At 37.5% G+C, this 17,194-nt stretch carries 12 protein-coding genes; 7 read left to right on the forward strand and 5 right to left on the reverse strand.

The annotated features are described in order from the left end of the window. Window positions 1-1,613 (forward strand): DUF2079 domain-containing protein (locus F6K22_RS08580; RefSeq protein WP_293095856.1); only part of this gene is annotated, 1,613 nt, incomplete at its 5' end. Between the two features lie 309 nt (window positions 1,614-1,922). On the opposite strand, the gene F6K22_RS08585 is transcribed toward F6K22_RS08580, so the two are convergent. After that, complete coding sequence (locus tag F6K22_RS08585; protein WP_375340142.1) at window positions 1,923-2,147, reverse strand: DUF6887 family protein; 225 nt, start codon at window positions 2,145-2,147, stop codon at window positions 1,923-1,925. Window positions 2,148-2,429: 282 nt separating this feature from the next. On the opposite strand from F6K22_RS08585, the gene F6K22_RS08590 reads away from it, so the two are divergent. The 4 genes from F6K22_RS08590 to F6K22_RS08605 all read left to right on the forward strand — a co-directional run bounded on the left by F6K22_RS08590 (window position 2,430) and on the right by F6K22_RS08605 (window position 7,974). Continuing rightward, window positions 2,430-2,855: a hypothetical protein gene (locus F6K22_RS08590; RefSeq protein WP_293095860.1), complete on the forward strand. Its 426-nt coding sequence runs from the start codon at window positions 2,430-2,432 to the stop codon at window positions 2,853-2,855. Between the two features lie 823 nt (window positions 2,856-3,678). Further along, window positions 3,679-4,254, forward strand: coding sequence for a hypothetical protein (locus F6K22_RS08595; RefSeq protein WP_293095863.1), 576 nt, complete (start codon window positions 3,679-3,681; stop codon window positions 4,252-4,254). Window positions 4,255-5,070: 816 nt separating this feature from the next. Continuing rightward, window positions 5,071-7,428 carry a GAF domain-containing protein gene (locus F6K22_RS08600; RefSeq protein WP_293095864.1) on the forward strand — a complete coding sequence of 786 codons (2,358 nt, stop codon included), beginning with the start codon at window positions 5,071-5,073 and terminating at the stop codon, window positions 7,426-7,428. 111 nt (window positions 7,429-7,539) lie between these two features. Next, window positions 7,540-7,974, forward strand: coding sequence for a type 2 periplasmic-binding domain-containing protein (locus F6K22_RS08605; RefSeq protein WP_293095866.1), 435 nt, complete (start codon window positions 7,540-7,542; stop codon window positions 7,972-7,974). 264 nt (window positions 7,975-8,238) lie between these two features. On the opposite strand, the gene F6K22_RS08610 is transcribed toward F6K22_RS08605, so the two are convergent. The 3 genes from F6K22_RS08610 to F6K22_RS41855 all read right to left on the reverse strand — a co-directional run bounded on the left by F6K22_RS08610 (window position 8,239) and on the right by F6K22_RS41855 (window position 10,136). Next, window positions 8,239-8,721 (reverse strand): transporter substrate-binding domain-containing protein, encoded by a 483-nt coding sequence (locus tag F6K22_RS08610; RefSeq protein ID WP_293095880.1) that lies wholly within the window; start codon window positions 8,719-8,721, stop codon window positions 8,239-8,241. 282 nt (window positions 8,722-9,003) lie between these two features. After that, complete coding sequence (locus F6K22_RS08615) at window positions 9,004-9,471, reverse strand: type 2 periplasmic-binding domain-containing protein (RefSeq protein WP_293095869.1); 468 nt, start codon at window positions 9,469-9,471, stop codon at window positions 9,004-9,006. A 290-nt stretch (window positions 9,472-9,761) separates the two neighbouring features. Further along, window positions 9,762-10,136, reverse strand: coding sequence for a calcium-binding protein (locus F6K22_RS41855; RefSeq protein ID WP_363273133.1), 375 nt, complete (start codon window positions 10,134-10,136; stop codon window positions 9,762-9,764). Window positions 10,137-10,588: 452 nt separating this feature from the next. On the opposite strand from F6K22_RS41855, the gene F6K22_RS08625 reads away from it, so the two are divergent. Then, entirely contained in the window at window positions 10,589-11,773 is a 1,185-nt protein-coding gene (locus F6K22_RS08625; RefSeq protein ID WP_293095873.1) for an IscS subfamily cysteine desulfurase, read from the forward strand. Window positions 11,774-12,589: 816 nt separating this feature from the next. Here F6K22_RS08625 and F6K22_RS08630 read toward each other — a convergent pair. Further along, entirely contained in the window at window positions 12,590-13,777 is a 1,188-nt protein-coding gene (locus F6K22_RS08630) for a glycosyltransferase family 4 protein (protein WP_293095876.1), read from the reverse strand. Window positions 13,778-15,710: 1,933 nt separating this feature from the next. Here F6K22_RS08630 and F6K22_RS08635 point away from each other — a divergent pair. Next, on the forward strand, window positions 15,711-16,700 hold the full coding sequence (locus F6K22_RS08635) for a hypothetical protein (RefSeq protein ID WP_293095878.1): 990 nt from the start codon (window positions 15,711-15,713) through the stop codon (window positions 16,698-16,700). Window positions 16,701-17,194: the final 494 nt, after the last annotated feature.

The raw sequence follows: 17,194 nt of genomic DNA on the forward strand, positions 1-17,194 counted from the left end.
TCAGGCAAAAAAATCAGTTCCTCAAGATGCTGTTCGTGGTAGCGATCGCCTTTTTTATAGTTTGTCTATTATTTAACCTGCATCGTTATTATAGTTTTTACGCCTCTTACGACCAAGGTATATTTAACCAAGTATTTTGGAATAGTATGCACGGTCGTTTTTTTCAAAGTTCTCTCTCTTCAGCTCTTTCCACAAATGTAGTCCACCAAGGCCAAGTCTCAGAAGTATACTATCACCGCTTAGGCCAACATTTTACTCCTGCCCTTTTGCTGTGGTTGCCAATATATGCCCTATTTCCATCTCCTATTACTCTAACAGTCTTACAAGTCACATTAGTAACTGCTGCGGGTTTAGTTTTATATATTTTAGCTAGACAATATCTCCAACCAGAGTTATCAACCATGATTAGTGTTAGTTTCTATGGAGCTAACGCAGTAATTGGTCCTACCCTAGCAAATTTCCATGATATTTGTCAAATACCTCTGTTTGTATTTAGTTTACTACTAGCAATGGAAAAACGCTGGTGGTATCTATTTTGGATTTTAGCAGTATTAATTTTAGCTGTTAGAGAAGATGCAGGAGTAGTATTATTTGGAGTTGGGTTCTACTTAATCTTAAGTAAACGCTATCCGAAAATAGGTTTAGCCATCTGTACTCTAAGTTTTGCCTATATGGTAGCTTTGACAAATCTAATTATGCCGATATTTTCCGAAGATATTTCCCAGAGATTTATGATGGAAAGATTCGGTCAATATGCAGAAGGAGACGAAGCTTCGACTCTGGAAATTATTTGGGGTATGATTAGTAACCCTTGGCGGTTAATAGGAGAAATTTTCACTCCATTCTTTGGCACTATCAAATATTTATTAGGTCAATGGTTGCCGTTAGCATTTGTGCCTGCTGTTGCTCCCGCTTCTTGGATGATAGCAGGATTTCCTTTACTGAAATTATTCTCTGCTCAGGGTTTGTCTGTGCTGTCAATTACAATTCGCTACGCCATGACAGTGGTGCCGGGATTATTTTACGGTGCAATTTTATGGTGGGGAAAGAGAGAATCAGAAGTTGAAAACTCACAACTGCCATCACCAAAGTTTCGGCGTTTCTGGGTAGCTTGTATTTGCTTGTCACTATTTTTTACATTCACTTCTAATCCTAATCGCACTTTTTATTTTTTAGTACCAGACTCAGTACAACCTTGGGTTTATATTCCCGCACACCAACAATGGCAGCACGTCAGTCAAATGCGACCATTGTTAGAAAAAATTCCTGATGATGCTAGCGTGGCAGCAACAACTTATATTATTCCTCACTTATCAAGTCGTCGAGCAATATTGCGGTTTCCGAGGATGAAATTTAGAAATGATGCGAGAGAGGTGGAAAAGGTAAAGTATATTATTGTTGATTTGTGGCGGTTGAATAGATATCGGGTAGCATTTAAGAGCGATCGCCAACGACTCGAAACAATTGTACCTAGAATTGAAGAGCTTTATGATTCTGGTGAATATGGAATTACTGATTTTGGAGATGGTGTGGTTTTGATGCAAAAAGGAGTTGTTTCTAATTTAGATGCTGTTGCTGGATGGGAAAATTTCCTTGCAGGAATCAAGAGTTAGGAAACAAAATTTTGCAGTTCTCTCATCTATTTCATGATAGCGCATCTGAATATTTACAGAGATGAGAAGGCATTTTTACCTCAGGATAATCTTGATTTCGTGATAACGTTAAGATTGCTTCATTACGCTGACGCTCCATTGGCAATGACTAGGTAGTAAATGCACTGGATAAATTAGTATTCTACCTGCTTCGGAGTATTATAAGAAACCCGGTTTCTGGGAGATTAATGTTAGTATTGTAGGGCATTTGATAAAAACCAGGTTTCTCTGCTTTTTTATACCAATACTACCGGATTTGATATCATGCCATTATAGATCTAAATTGAATCTAGATTTGAACATCGCTTCAATTTCTTCATAAAGCATACTTTGAGGATAGGGGAAAACTTGAACATTAGGATTTCTGCAATTAATAAATAATTCTCGAATTGCTTCATCATCTGTTGAATGAGACAAGATATATTTTTTTAATTCCTTACTAGTCATTTTGGTAAGATCGGGTTCCGTCATTTTGGTTAAACTCATAGATTCCATTTTCAAGAATAGTAATTTCTAAATTTTCTTCACAAATCGTTTTCCCTATTATTCTGTAGCTTGGTAGGGGCGAGTTCATCTGAATAATTTGTAACACTGTTAACTTAACGCGGAACCCGCTCCTACGATTGCAACATTTAAGGTTTGTCGGTCTAGTAGATATTATGAAATACACCCATTTTTGCTCAACTTACAACCGCAAGACTATTTACCCCTGACTCCTGACTCCTACAAATAAATATGATATGATTCACAATTGTTAATATTTGTGGATCGAAAAAAATGTACACTAACACTTTTTTTAATTTTCCTGTTTATACAGTAATTGAATTGACATTACTTTTTGCTATTCTCTTGGGAGTCATTTTTAAAGATATGTTGGAGTATAAACTAACTATCTGGTCTAGAAGCAAAAACTCTCAAACAAAAATAGATTATCAAACACCTAATATAATAACTGCTTATTTAGGAACGACTTTATTTGTATTTTTATGTGTAGCAGCTAGTCTTTCAGTATTTAATATTGTGGAATGGTTATCTATTGTTATGGGAGCAATAGTAGTATTTCCAACTGCTTTATTGATTTGGGTACAATTAGACTCAATGTTTAAGTTAATGGTTGAAGAGGGGATAGAAGCTATTAACATTGAAAAAGAATATATGTCGGGAGAAAAAAAAGTTAAGGCACGAGAAACAACTAATCAGTAGTTATATTATAACAGTTCTTTAATCTATGAGGTACAGTTTTAGATCGCCCCCTACCCCCCTTTTTAAGGGGGGAGCAAACAAAAATTCCCCCTTTTTAAGAGGGATTTAGGGGGATCGTAAATTTACCTCATAAGTGTGGGAATTGCTATATTTTCAGATAATTAGACATCTCCAGAAAAGAGGGAACAGGGAATAGGGAGGAGAAATTGATAATTTATGGATAATAATTGACTTTACTGTTTATTTTTGGAGATGTCTATTAGTTAAAAAAATTCTTTGTTTGTAGTTGCGCTTTAGCGCTCTTAGTTGATTGAGATATCTAAAATGGTGCGTTACGACGGATTGTTAAATGCTTTTCACAGTCTAAATTTTAGCAGTAAATACGCACCTCACTGGTGTGTCGAGCTTGAAAATGTGGGTTAAAAAACCTAACCCCCCAACCCCCTTAGGGGGTTGGGGGTGAGGTCTTCTAGGTTGCTTGCTCCTAACCCACAATTTTAGTCTAGATACGCCACTACTGGACTTCTCTCCACACTCCCCACACTCCCCACACTTGCTCTGTGACTCCTGACTCCTGATTCCTGACTTATGACTCCTAATTCTAGATAGATTAACTTGCCAAAAACAGGTCTTGGTGGTAAATTCTTGAGCTAAGGCTTTGATTAAAATTCTGCCCTTCAGGCTGAAGTTTGATAAAAGAGCTAATAAACTAAGCAATGTCCAGCTAAACCTGCTTATCTAATCTAAACCCTGCCCTCAAGGACGAGGTTTAATAGTTTAACAGATTTATGGCCAGGACAAAATTTGGTGTTGTGAGGTAGTCATGGGTCTTTTAAGACATACTATTTTGACAAGTGGTTGCTTGTCAATGTTAATCACATTCGGAGCAATGTATCCCGCGATCGCTGCTCCTGAGAATGAGAAAGTTGCCCAACGGCAAAGAACTCGTGCTGGGGGAGCAAATCAAATCGAGGTTGTAGGCTATGTTAAGGGTATTATCGGTAATGTAGTTACAATTCTCATAGATGAAGAAGAAGAATTAGGCATTCCTGGAATTGCACCTAATGATGGTGAACCAACTTATGTAACAATTCCTGAAGAGGAACGTGGTCAAATACGAACTCTATATTTTTCCCCCAAGCATAACATAGAAATAGCAGGTCTAGTACCTGGAATGCGGGTCTATGCTGTTGTGGGTAAAGTTGATGATGACCCCGAAAAGCCTTGTGGTTGTATTGACTTCTTTAAAGTTATCCCAGATTATAATTATGAACGGGTAGAAGTTCGATTGCCACAATATAACTTCCAGGGTCCTCCATCTTTAGAGTTCCCACCGCTTCAACCACCACCTCCTATTACACGACCTCCTGCACCACCACCTGTAAGAGGGCTGTGGTAATTGTCAGGAAAAATTCTATAATTAGTTGTATGATGCCACTATTTCTAATTAGTGGCATTATTTTTTGTATATTTTCTTTGACTTAAATCCATCAATCGGAGAATTTTTTTATACCTATAGGACTTTCGCAGTAAAACGTCTTTTCGTCATTGCGACCCACAGGGAAACAATGTCAAATCCTAGTGTTTCCCACCTCATGCATAAGTCCTGACCTAATTTTAATATTTTAGTGATCAAACTGAGTTCAGCTTATGGGTTTCATGTCGCGCAGCGAAAGCAAAACAAAAAACTTTCTCCTCTTTATACCTTCTTTCTTTTTCCTCTATTTACTCCTGACTCCTGACTCCTGAGTCAGGAGTCAAAACTCCTGACTCATTATTTATAACTATTCAACCGGACATGATTTTACTAGTCCAAAGAATATTTATCTTAACTTATGGCCAGTAATCAAAAACTCTACCTTGTTAATCTGAAGCTAGTATAACTCAATTATTGGACTGACATAGCTAATTCAATTGAAGCACTAGGTTATTATAGGGGGAGATGATAGGATGGGGCAGTAGGGTGATAGGGTGACAAGACAATGGGGCAATAGGGTGATGGGATGATGGGACAATGGGGCAATGGCACGATACAGGGGTTCATCTCATCAAATAAATGTTGTAGCCTGATTAATCGAACGCTGACTCCCCCTACTAAATGTTGATATTATTAATTTTCAGGAGAACCTACCCCTACTATTGCAACATTTTAGATGTGTCGGTCTACTACAATAAAAAAATATATATTCAAATAAAAAATCAGGTGCGAATAAGTATGCAGACTTCCAAACAAAAAAGCACAGATAAACATCATAAATATGATATAAAAGCTTTACCAGAGCAAACTTCTCTAACTGAAAATAATCAAAATATTCAGCATCTACAGATAGAACAACTATTGCAAGCTTTAGCATCACAACTACCGAAACATCATAATCAAATTGAGCAACTAAAAATTTGGCAGCAAATAACAGAGCGACTGGAAAATTTACCACTGCATAGCAGAATATTAACAGCAATTATAGAACCAGGTAGCTTGAGCTTCCAATATGCTAGTTATCAATTTTGCGAACTCATGGGTATAGATCGGATCGATAAAATAGAAGCACAGTACAACATTAAGCTCAACGAGTTATTCAGTGATTGGGATAACACGGAACTAGAAAAACTTTACCACCTACAAATTTTGCAGTGGGTACTCAAACAAATTTATCAGATAGATACAGCAAATCTACAATTTCAAGATTACTCAGTTATATCAACAGTGAATTCGCCAAAAAACTCAGAACCAAAGTATATAGAATTCTGGTTTTGTTCTCAGGAACTAAAAGTTACAAGAATTGACCAAACAATAGACGAATTTATAGATTACAATCTTCATTCAATGTCAAAGTCTGAACAAACAGCTTGGTTGATACAACCAGGAAATTTAGAAATGTTAGCACAAAATTTCAAATTGGAAAATTACCAAATAGACGGCTTACTTTTACTCGAAGGGTTAGATGTCACTGTTAAAGAACAAAAACGAAAACTAACCCAACTTTTAGTTGAACCAGAATCATTAGTGCAGGAAGAGAAATTTAAGCCAATTGAAAAATTGCTGCGATCGCTATTCCGAGCAGATGATATGATGTTACTGCGAAATGAAGGAGAAAAACAATTCAAGTTATTTATTGGCAGTGAGTTTTTAACAAGATCACCATATCCCAAGATATATTCTACACTGAGTCTAGAGAATTCTCCCATCCTCAAAACTGCAATAAAAAATCAAATTCTGAATATTCCCGAACTTGAATCAAATTGTCCAACTGAGTATGAGCAAAATTTATCTCAAAAAGGATTTCGCTCCTTACTTCTAATTCCCATAGTGATTAAACCTGCTTTTCCACAAGAAGAGGTAGGTCAACCAGAAATCTTGGGAATAGTAGGATTAATGAGCAATCATCCTAGGAACTTTAATCTCTGTGATTACAAAAACGCCGAAGACTTGATTCCAGCTTTGATCGCTGCTGTTCGTCAAACAATTCAACAACGGTTTACCAATATTCGTAATATTCATCCTGCTGTCGAATGGCGATTTTTGCAGGAAGCTGAACGACGACGTTGGGGACTACCCCCAGAAACAATTGTTTTTGAGGATGTCTATCCCCTTTATGGTATCTGTGATATTCGTGGATCATCTACAGAACGTAATCGTGCAATTCAAAGTGATATTCTGGCTCAATTTAGGTTAGGATTAGCCATTGTGGAAACTGTTTGCGAAAAGCAAGATAGTGCTTTGTGTCAGCAACTACGACAAGATATATTGGAATATATTAAGTCCCTAGAAGAAAGAGTTTCAGTGAATACTGAAATTACAGCTTTAGAATATCTACGTTGCCGTTTAGAGGTATACTTTGACTATTTTGTGGAATGTGGAGATACTATTAAAGCTGCTGTTGAAGCTTATCGTGCTGCTTGTGGTAACATCCATCATGGTGTGTATCAAGCACGAGAACGCTATGACCAGATGTTGTACAAAATTAACTACCACCTCCAAAATACTTGGGAAAAGTGGCAAAAAAAGATGCAGCAAATTCTCCCTCACCATTGTGATTTGGAAGCTACTGATGGCATAGACCAAATGATGTATGTGGGTAAATCTATTAACTCTAAATTTAATCAATTTTATCTTAGCAGTTTACGTTACGATCAACTACGGGCAATTTGTGATTGTGCGCGAACTGCTTTGCGTTTGAAGTCTGAATCTGAGGAGCTTATATTGGGAGTTGTGCATCTGATATTAGTCCAGAATTATACGATTGATATTTATCACAATGAAAGTACGGAAAGATTATTTGATGTTAAAGGTACTCACGATATTCGTTATGAAATTGTCAAGAAGCGTATTGACAAGGGCGTGGACAAGGACACAAAAGAGCGCATTACTCAACCTGGAATGTTGACGGTTGTTTATTCTACAGATGAAGAGTGGGAGGAATATGAACAGTATTTTCGTTATTTGGTTCGTGAAGGTTGGGTGGAGGATAAATTTGAGAGTGGTTTGGTTGAACCTTTACAGGGAGTAAGTGGTTTACGGTTTGTTCGGGCGAAGGTACTGTTGCCAGAAGAAATTGAATCTAATCACAAATAGGTAAAAAATCTAAAGTTATTACTAATTGTCCAAATAATCACAGTTTTTGATCTGTAGTTAAACTAATTAATTAATAATCTGAAATTTTCTCGTTGAGGAGGATAAATTATAGTGAATGCTGCAGAACAGGCCAAAAATTTTGAAGTTGCTAGTAAGATTGCTGCGATTGTTAATTTATTTAAGTCCCAATTTCCAGATGTTAGGGTGGATCTTAAGCCCTGGATGAACGATCCAGATACTTTAGATTTAGTTGACCCAGATTCTATAGATATTGGTTTTCATTTGCCTGGTAGAAGTCGGTCTCTAGAAAGTCGTTGTTTATTGGTGCAAATTCGCTTTTATCAAGACCCTATTGAGGCTTATCGTCGTGTAATAGGGGTTGAAGTTGCTGGTTATGACCATCGTGGGGAACAGTGGAAGTTATCAACGGTGGGTGGCTGGCGTTTTGTGGGCAATACTCAACCGACAAATGAATCTGCTGCTAAAGTGAAATATTTTTGTCGGCAGATTTTTGAGTTATTTAATAATAATGATGTGGCGGCTTGAAGAAGTCAGAAGTCAGAAGCCAGAAGTCAGAAGTTAAATTTATAGTTGGGGTGTCCCGATTGTATTTTTAGCTGGGGACTTCTGCCCAAATTTTTGTTAATTGCGGTTAACTAAAGCTTTTAGGTTTTTCATTTTAGAAAGATTTAAATAACAATTCTATTTCAATTGGAATATTTTTGCGGTAGGGGCGATTCGCGAATCTCCCCTACAGGGTTTTAGTTATGACAATGTAATTTATACGTCTGAAAAGCGCTGTAAACTATCCTATCGGATCAAGAAATCATCACCACTAATAGCAGGTTGGCCAGCCAACACGGCAAATTCACCCCCTTTGCCAAAACCGGGTTCGCTACCATTCTCATTGTAGAACAATTTGCCATCATTACTATTATAAACAATCAACGCCTCAGAAGTGGCAGCATTATTAGTAACAATAGCAAACTCAGTTTCTATTTGTCCGGTATAGAGATAGCTAGGACTGAAGTCAATACCTAAAGTTGCATCCCGGAGTAAATTATGGGTGATTCCCATTGCTGAGACATCTACAACACCATTGCCGGTATTGTTGAAAGCAGATGGGAATAACTGCTCTGTAATTTCCAGTTTGCTTGGGTCTTCAAATAGGGCAGCGGCGATCGCTTTTCCTAGGTCAACATCAAATCCGGCAAATTCTTCATTTTCTGTCTCTACAGCAAAACCGGGGTTATTGCCAGGAAGTCCGAGTTTTAAGTATCCACGGTCTTTGATTCATTTGAGTAGGTTGCGGTTGTCGTTATTGTTCAAGGATATGTCTATCTCGTCACCAGAGAATGGAGGAGAATAGAGCAGACCACCATCACTCCAAAGTAAATTCTGGTTTCGTTGTTGGTCTGGGAAATGACGCTCGTAAATTTCGCTGTAGTTACCTACTTCTTTAATGATGTTAACTGCGAAGCTTTCAGGAAGTCCTAGAGAGGCTCCTAAATCTTCTTCTATGCCCAGGAAACGACGAATTTTGGAGCGGAATCATTATTGTCATTGTCGTCTGTATTAGCTGCAATTATTTGGTCTATATTTTCTGAGCTGATGCCAAATTCTTCTGCTTGAATGGGAACATAGTTGACCCACTCGACGACATCTATCTGCCCATTGAGAGTCATTTTCTGGTAATGCTAGGGCGATGGGGTCTGTAGTTCCCTCTTGTTGGTCGTAGTAGTAGGCTGGACTGAAGTCAATCTTTAGTTTTGCATCCCGCCCCAAGGTTTGGGTAATGCCGGATGCGAAGTCTGCTTGACCATTTGCGACCCTTTCTAGGGATATTGACAATTCATTGGTTACGGTATTGACTTTGCTGGCATCTCCAAATAGGGCAGCAGCTATGGTACGAGCAAATTCTAGGTCAAATTCGTTTCCATCGGCGGAAGTAGCAACTTTGAGATTGCCTCGTTTGATAATTTCGTCTAAGATAGTAATTTCGGGATTTGCTACTAAGTTGGCTTGTGCGACACCGAGTTCCATATCTACAGAGACTTCTGTTGCTGCTAATGCTGTTTGTCGCTCTGGTTCGCGGACAATTTCGAGGATGTCAGCTAAGTTGCCAATGTGGTTGAGGTTTGGCCGTTGTTTTGCAGCAGTGCTAGTTCTTTGTCTTTGTAATACAAAGTTCGGGCGAGAATATTGAAATCTTCCAGAGAGTCGGTGTTAAACCCAGAAGCAGAGACCTGAATTTTATCTCCTTGAGCGGGGTCAAAATCTACAATGAGGTCGCCTCCTTCGTTTGGTTTTTGGAAGTAGAAGACATCTGCACCTTATAACCAGTCATTATCATCGTTTCTTTCTAAGACATCGTTGCCAGTACTGCCTCGGATAACGTCGTTGCCACTGTTGCCTTCTAGTTCCTCGTCTCCTGCATCTCCTTGCAGTTGGTCGTTACCTAGACCGCCTTTGATGGTGTCGTTTTCTGAACCACCAGCAATAATGTCGTCTCCGGCGTTACCTTCTAAAACATCAGCACCAAAGTTACCTTCGATATCGTCGTTACCTTGACCACCTTTAATAGTATCACTGCCAGCACCACCAGAGAGAATATCGTTTTCTGCTGCTCCAGTAATGTTATCGTCGTCGGAGGTTCCTGTTTCTTCTATTCGAGTTGTTGCATTGCTGCTTTTTCCTTCGTCCGGTATTTTCGTAGTCTTGTTCTAGAGTTGCTGTACTGGAGATGGTATAGAGGATTTTTAGTCCTTGGGGTGGAGTTGCTTTGCCCAGGGTTATAATAAATTGACCCTTGTTGTTTTCTCCTTCTGTGACTGCTTCGTTGGCGGTAACTTTGACTATGCGGTCTTCGTTGAGGCCGAATTATACTAGGAAGGTGTCGGCGTTGAGTAATTCCTGGAGTTTGGTTTGAGACTCTTCAGGGGTAATTTATCCTGTGATGAGTTGTTCTGTGAGGTTGGGTTGAGAATAAAGTCTTTGTTTGTAGTTCGGTTTGAACCCCTGGAGAAATATTGGATGGCTTTAGCCCAACTACGACGATCCTAATTCCACAATACCGACATTTGCTAGCAAAAACCTAGTTTCTAATGTTGTAAAATATGAGAACATAGAATATACAACTACCAATTATTAAGCGATCTCTATGTTAAAACGTCCTATATATCTCGACTGCAATGCCACTACTCCTCTTGATGAACGAGTATTAAAAACAATGTTGCCCTACTTCACCGAACATTTTGGTAACCCCGCTAGCGTCACTCATCAATATGGTTGGGAAGCAGAAGCAGCAGTGAAAAAAGCTAGAGAAATTTTGGCTACAGCTATTAATGCTACTCCTGAAGAAATTATTTTTACCAGTGGCGCGACAGAAGCAAATAATTTAGCTATCAAAGGAGTAGCTGAAGCTTACTTCAATAAAGGCAAACATATTATTACGATCGCTACCGAACATAATGCAGTTCTCGATCCTTGTGCATATTTACAAAATTTGGGATTTGAAGTTACTTATTTGCCTGTAAATACAGATGGAATTATCGATATAACTCCCCTAGAAACAGCTTTGCGTGAAGATACAATTCTCGTATCTGTTATGGCAGCAAATAATGAAATTGGTGTATTACAACCCTTGGCAAAAATAGGAGAAATTTGCAAAGAACATTCCATTATTTTCCATACTGATGCTGCACAAGCTATTGGTAAAATTCCCCTTGATGTACAGGCAATGAATATCGATCTAATGTCATTAACTGCCCATAAAATTTACGGACCAAAAGGTATTGGAGCTATCTATGTGCGTCGTCGCGATCCAAGGGTAAAACTAGCGTCTCAAATACATGGGGGAGGACACGAACGAGGAATGCGCTCTGGTACTTTGTGTACGCCTCAAATAGTCGGTTTTGGCAAAGCAGTAGCAGTGGCGTTAGCAGAAATGGAGTCGGAGGCAAAACGGTTAACCAGTTTGCGACAAAGGTTATGGGAAAAGCTCCAAACATTGGAAAATATTTTTCTCAACGGACACCCGACTCAGCGTTTGCCTGGAAATTTGAATATTAGTGTGGAGGGTGTAGATGGACAAGCATTATTGTTGGGGTTGCAAGGTGTAATGGCTGTTTCTTCTGGTTCCGCTTGCACTTCTGCCAAAGTCGCCCCTTCCCATGTTTTGGAAGCTTTAGGGCGTTCAGAAAAGTTAGCTTATGCTTCTGTGCGTTTTGGTATTGGGCGGTTTAATACTCTTGAAGAAATAGATATAGTAGCAGAACAAGCGATCGCTACTATTAAATCTTTACGTCAAGCAAGTCGAAGTCAAAAGTTAGAAGTTAAAAGTTAAAAGTAATTAAACTTTTCCTTTGTTAGTTTTACCGAAAAACTAAGCTTTAAAGCCGGTCGTTTAGCTAACGCATAACTTCGTTTTGCTGGCGCAAAGCTTTCCTATCGAAATGCTACGCAAACGCAATTCAAGTCGCGGAGCGAAATGGTTGTCGCCGACATGAAAAACGCGGAGCGACTTGAATTGCGGAGCTTGACCTAGGATTGGGATGGCGTACTGAGGTAATAATTAAATAATTCGCGCCTTGAAGCCTCCCCTTGGATAGGGGAAAACAAAGACAATATTCCTTATATTCAATTCCCGAGCGGTTTTAACCTTCTTGTAATTATCAAGTTCGCAATTATCCATTATCCATTAATGAACCATTAGTCTTATAAGTATTGCAGGGTGGGGAGTGTGGGGAGTGTGGGGAGTGTGGGGAGTCGAAGAGCGAGAGTTGGCAAATGGCTTGAGAAGCATTATTCACTTTTAGCCATCTGTGTCCTCAAGATGAAAAATGGCTGGTTTTTCTTCACTTCCCCATCCACCCCTTCTCCCTTGTCTCCCCTATCCTGTAAGGAATTCGATCTTAATGTGGGTAAAGCATAGCCCTACCAGGGAAGGGGGAGAATATTTCCCCCCTCTCCTTGCAGGAGAGGGGTCGGGGGAGAGGTCTTCCGAGTTGCTCAATTACCCACAAAATAAATCTAGATGTTCTAAACCCAGTATAACAAAGTATAGAAACCGGGTTTGTATTAGATTCCGCACCATACTCACATCTAGAGGTACTGATAAGTGATAAGTGATAACTGATAACTGAAATGACTCCTCCTTTTATTACCAAACTACCTGCAACCTTTCTGCTGCTACTCTCTGATACACTCCATCCGTTTGTTTTGCTATCCTACCCCAACAAAATTTATGCTCTAATTCCTGATAAGCATTATTCACCAAATCTTGGAGAAAGCTAGGGTCTTTCAAAACTTCTAGAATACCCCATGCTAGGGAATTAGGATTACCAACTTTGGTAACAATACCTGTTCTACCATGTTCCACCACTTCTGGCAAACCACCTGTATCCGAAACCACAACTGGCACCCGTGCAGCAAAACTTTCGAGGGCAACAATACCAAATGGTTCATAAAGACTCGGAAATACTGCACAGTCGGCGATCGCTTGGAATTTATCTAAATTTTCCTCAGACATAAACCCTGTGAAACAGAATCTTTCCGAAATTCCCAAATTCCAGATTTCTTGTTTCCAATGGTCAGTTTTGCCGCCACCAATCATAATAAATTTCACCCGATCTCCCATTTCTTCAATTATTCTCGGTGCTGCATGAATCAGAACTGACAAACCTTTTTCTGGAGTCATTCTGCCTAAATAGTAGACAATTTTTTCTTCATCTGCTGCAAAATGCCGACGGAAATGTACCGCATCAAACTCATCTCGACTTGGTTTTTTTTCAGGACAAATTCCATTATAAATTACATCTATTTTGTCCCAGGGACTATCTAAGGTTCGTGTGACATCTCCTCGCATGTAGTTAGAGCAAACAATAACTCTCCAAGCATTATAAACCAGCTCTTTTTCCTTTTCGTGAATGTAGAGTTGAGTATGATTATGAATACCGTTATGGCGACCATTTTCTGTGGCATGAATAGTAGCTATTAGTGGTAGTTTAAAGATATGTTTGAGAGCGATCGCTGCATCTGCAACTAGCCAATCATGGGCATGGACTATATCAAAATTTTTCTCCTCTGTAATTAATTTTCCTCCATGACGACCCATAGCTTCATTCATATTTGCTATCCAATGAAAGAAGTTTTGGCTTGGTCCAACAGGCACCCTATGGACTTGTATTCCCTCTACAATTTCATACATTGGTACTTCGCCAGACTTGACTGTAACTAAATGAACTTCATGTCCTAATTTCACCAATTCTGGGTATAATTCTGCAACATGACGTGCTATTCCTCCTATAATTCTTGGTGGAAACTCCCAACTTAGTACTAGAATCTTCATCACTACTAACTCCCAAATTTTGACTATTTTTACAATTCTTAATCTTTATTAATTTTACTCTAAAGATTTTGGCGAATTTTTAATAATTTCCCTGATAAATATTACAGATATCTTAACCTAACTATTCTTGAGTAGTTAGGTCAATCCCGGTTAATTAGCATACCAAAAAATCTTATTAATAATGCTATGTAGTTATTATTTTATTTTTATACTATTTTTTCCTTTTTGTCAAGGCCATCAAGTGATTGAACTACTCAGAGATTAGGATGTCACTTTCGTTAATAACTTTATTGCTTATGCTTAAGATATCATTGATTTGCATTAATCTAGAATCTCAAACAATCAAAAAAAATAAGTGTCACCATACAAATATGAGGAATTATAAAAAAATATTAAGTAACCTATAGATGTTTATAGGATTAAAGTTGAACACTACTTGCTGGAGAGTAAATTCCTGAATTAATATGAGTAAAGGAAGTACTTATTGGCTATTTGATTCAACCACATAACACTAAAAAAAATTAACTCTTTTTCTAGGATTAAAATGTTTATTAGTAAAATTGCCGGATATATTTAAAACTTGACTGTATAGGTTATTTATTGTCTAAAATACAACTTCTTTACTAAAAACTGTTGTCTGGGAAATTATACCAATTTCATAAAATATTGCAGAGCGTGACGGAGCAGTTTATTAATGGATAATGGATAATTGCGAACTTGATAATTACAAGAAGGTTAAAACCGTTACACCAATTGAATATAAGGAATATTGTCTTTGTTTTCCCCTATCCAAGGGGAGGCTTCAAGGTGCGAATTATTTAATTATTAATTATTAATTATTAATTTTTCGGTAACAGGGAATATATAATATCAAATCCGGTAGCATTGGTGTAATTAGATCGGGAGTTAGGAGGACTGAATCAGGAGTCAGGAGGGAAAAGAATTTAGAGCGGGAGTCAGGAGGCGCGGAGGGAAGAGAATTTATACCGTTTCACTAAAGTCAGAAGGCGCGAAGTCAGAAGTCAGAAGTGATATTTTTGCGACTTAAAACCCTGATTTTTCAGTGATTTCAGCTTATTATTTCACTTCATAAGTTACCAACTATTTGTGACATTTTTTAAGTGAATTGGTATTAGATAAGTCCTTAGGAGGCGCGGAGGGAAGAGAATTTAGAAAGAGTTGGCAATGACGCTCGTGAAGTGAACATTTTTTTATACCGAATTAACCGGATTTGATATAACGGATAATAGTGAAATTAAAGTATATGAAAAAAGATAAAAAAAACGTTGTAATTTAACAATATATGCGAAATTTTAAGTGTTTAAATGTAGGCATAAATAACTGATTAAGATGTAAATACCTTTTTTGAATTTAGTATTAGATGTCTAATTGCCTCGATCGTTCTCTTCATTAATTGATAATTGATAATGGATAATTGATAATTACAAGAAGGTTAAAACCGCGCTTGATTGAAGATTGGGAAATATCATTTCTTCTCTTGGTAGATTGGATATGGCGTTTCGGTTGTCGCCGACATGAAAAGCGGAGCAGCTCTGCACTCTTCGGGAGACCTCGCCATCCCTCTACCGCTTTTTTCCCCTATCCAAGGGGAGGCTTTAAACCACAATTATTTAATTAACAATTAATAATTAATAATTCGGTAAGGTACAGAAGTTTTTGATTTTAGGAAATAGAGAGTAGGAAATAGAAAAAAATACTTTACTGATGTTAATGAGTACAGCCAGATTCGGAACTATTACCTATTTAATTTATTGTTAATGGCGTGTAAAATCAGCCACAGCCACCAGAAAAACTAAAATCAAGTCCTTATAAAAAAACTGTAGCTATATTTAAGTTTTTTTTGATGAATTTTGATAAAATATTTTGAGTGTTAATTAAGCCAGGATCATATTTTGGCAGTGTTTGAAGAATTATGGTATTACCAATAGTTAATTTCTATATTCCCAAATGTTATTTTCCTGCAGTAACTCCCACTAATGTTGAGGACGAATGGATGGGATTTAGTTTAGGAATTTATGCCTGGACTTTTCAAACTTATTTACATTTACAAGCTGATGGTTTTCCTTGTAAATTAGTTAGTGAAATACCATCTGAAGGAATAATTATTTTTCATCATCAAGCCCTAGAAGCTCATAAAATACCGATTGAACCAGGAAAAAATCAACTATTTATTTTCTTAAAAGCTGAATCAAAGTTTTATGGTTATGCTCAACTTCATATAGTACAAAATCCCACAGAAGTGCAGAAATTTAAAGATAGTTATTATCTGCCCCATTGGCCACAACCTGGATTAATTCCCCGTGACCCTTTACGAGGCGATCGCTTTGAAAATATTGCTTTTTTTGGTTATCAAGAAAATCTAGCTCCTGAACTGTTTCAAGCAACTTGGCAAAAACAATTAAATGAGTTGGGTTTACGCTGGTATCCTGTGGTTCATAGTTATCATTGGTTGGATTATTTACAGATAAAAAATCGCTGGAATAACTATCAAGAAATTGATGCAGTTGTAGCGGTCAGAAGTTTTAAAAATATACCAGATTATCACAATCAACCAGCAACTCAACTTTTCAATGCGTGGTTAGCTGGAGTGCCAGCTCTATTAGGTTGTGAGTCAGCTTACCAAACTGAGGGGCAGAGAAATATTGATTATTTAGAGGTGAATACTTTAGAAGATTTATTATCAGCTATTAAGCGGTTAAAAACAGATATTAATCTTAGACAAAAATTAGTTATCAATGGTTATAAAAGCAGTTTAAGTATTCACCCCCAAATTATTACTCGTAAATGGCGTGATTTTTTGATGCAAGTTGCTTTACCTACTTTTGGTAAGTGGTGTAATACTCCCCGATTTTTACAAAAAACAATTTTAAAGAAAAGGTATATTACCTTAATGTTTAAATAAAATCAAATAGAAATAATTTTAAACAATATAAAAAAAGATATTTAGAGGTCGATTTGGTCAATTCAGTTATCAGTTAACAGTTATCAGTATCTCCAGGAATAGGTAGGCTTGAAATACTGAATTTTCTTTTTTTATCCACTTGAAAGGCGAGGATTAAGACCTTATTTTCTGGTCAAAATTAAGAACTAATACTATGTCCGGTTAAATAGTTATAAAGTAAGCATTCAGCTATTAGCAATCAGCTCTCAGTTTTTTTGATGAATTAAGTAAGGATTTTTTTTTAGAATACTTATCTTATACCAGTTTGAAAAAAGAATGTTACGAATAGTAAGGCCGATAAAAAGACTTGACAGGAGATATCCCTTTAACAAAAAAGATGATTTATGACCTAAAAAATGGTATTGAGGCAATTTATTCTGACTCCTGACTCCTGACTACTGACTCCTAATAAACAGCCTAGTCATTTGTAACAAACATTTATCAAATTGGTATTA

It is taken from the genome of Okeania sp. SIO2F4 (genome assembly GCF_010672385.1).
In the GTDB taxonomy this organism is placed as follows: Bacteria; Cyanobacteriota; Cyanobacteriia; order Cyanobacteriales; family Microcoleaceae; genus Trichodesmium.

Coding starts and splice junctions, on each gene's coding strand:
- F6K22_RS08585 (WP_375340142.1), bottom strand. CDS start 2,147: ATGGAATCTATGAGTTTAACCAAAATGACGGAACCCGATCTTACCAAA.
- F6K22_RS08590 (WP_293095860.1), top strand. CDS start 2,430: ATGTACACTAACACTTTTTTTAATTTTCCTGTTTATACAGTAATTGAA.
- F6K22_RS08595 (WP_293095863.1), top strand. CDS start 3,679: ATGGGTCTTTTAAGACATACTATTTTGACAAGTGGTTGCTTGTCAATG.
- F6K22_RS08600 (WP_293095864.1), top strand. CDS start 5,071: ATGCAGACTTCCAAACAAAAAAGCACAGATAAACATCATAAATATGAT.
- F6K22_RS08615 (WP_293095869.1), bottom strand. CDS start 9,471: ATGGAACTCGGTGTCGCACAAGCCAACTTAGTAGCAAATCCCGAAATT.
- F6K22_RS08625 (WP_293095873.1), top strand. CDS start 10,589: ATGTTAAAACGTCCTATATATCTCGACTGCAATGCCACTACTCCTCTT.
- F6K22_RS08630 (WP_293095876.1), bottom strand. CDS start 13,777: ATGAAGATTCTAGTACTAAGTTGGGAGTTTCCACCAAGAATTATAGGA.
- F6K22_RS08635 (WP_293095878.1), top strand. CDS start 15,711: ATGGTATTACCAATAGTTAATTTCTATATTCCCAAATGTTATTTTCCT.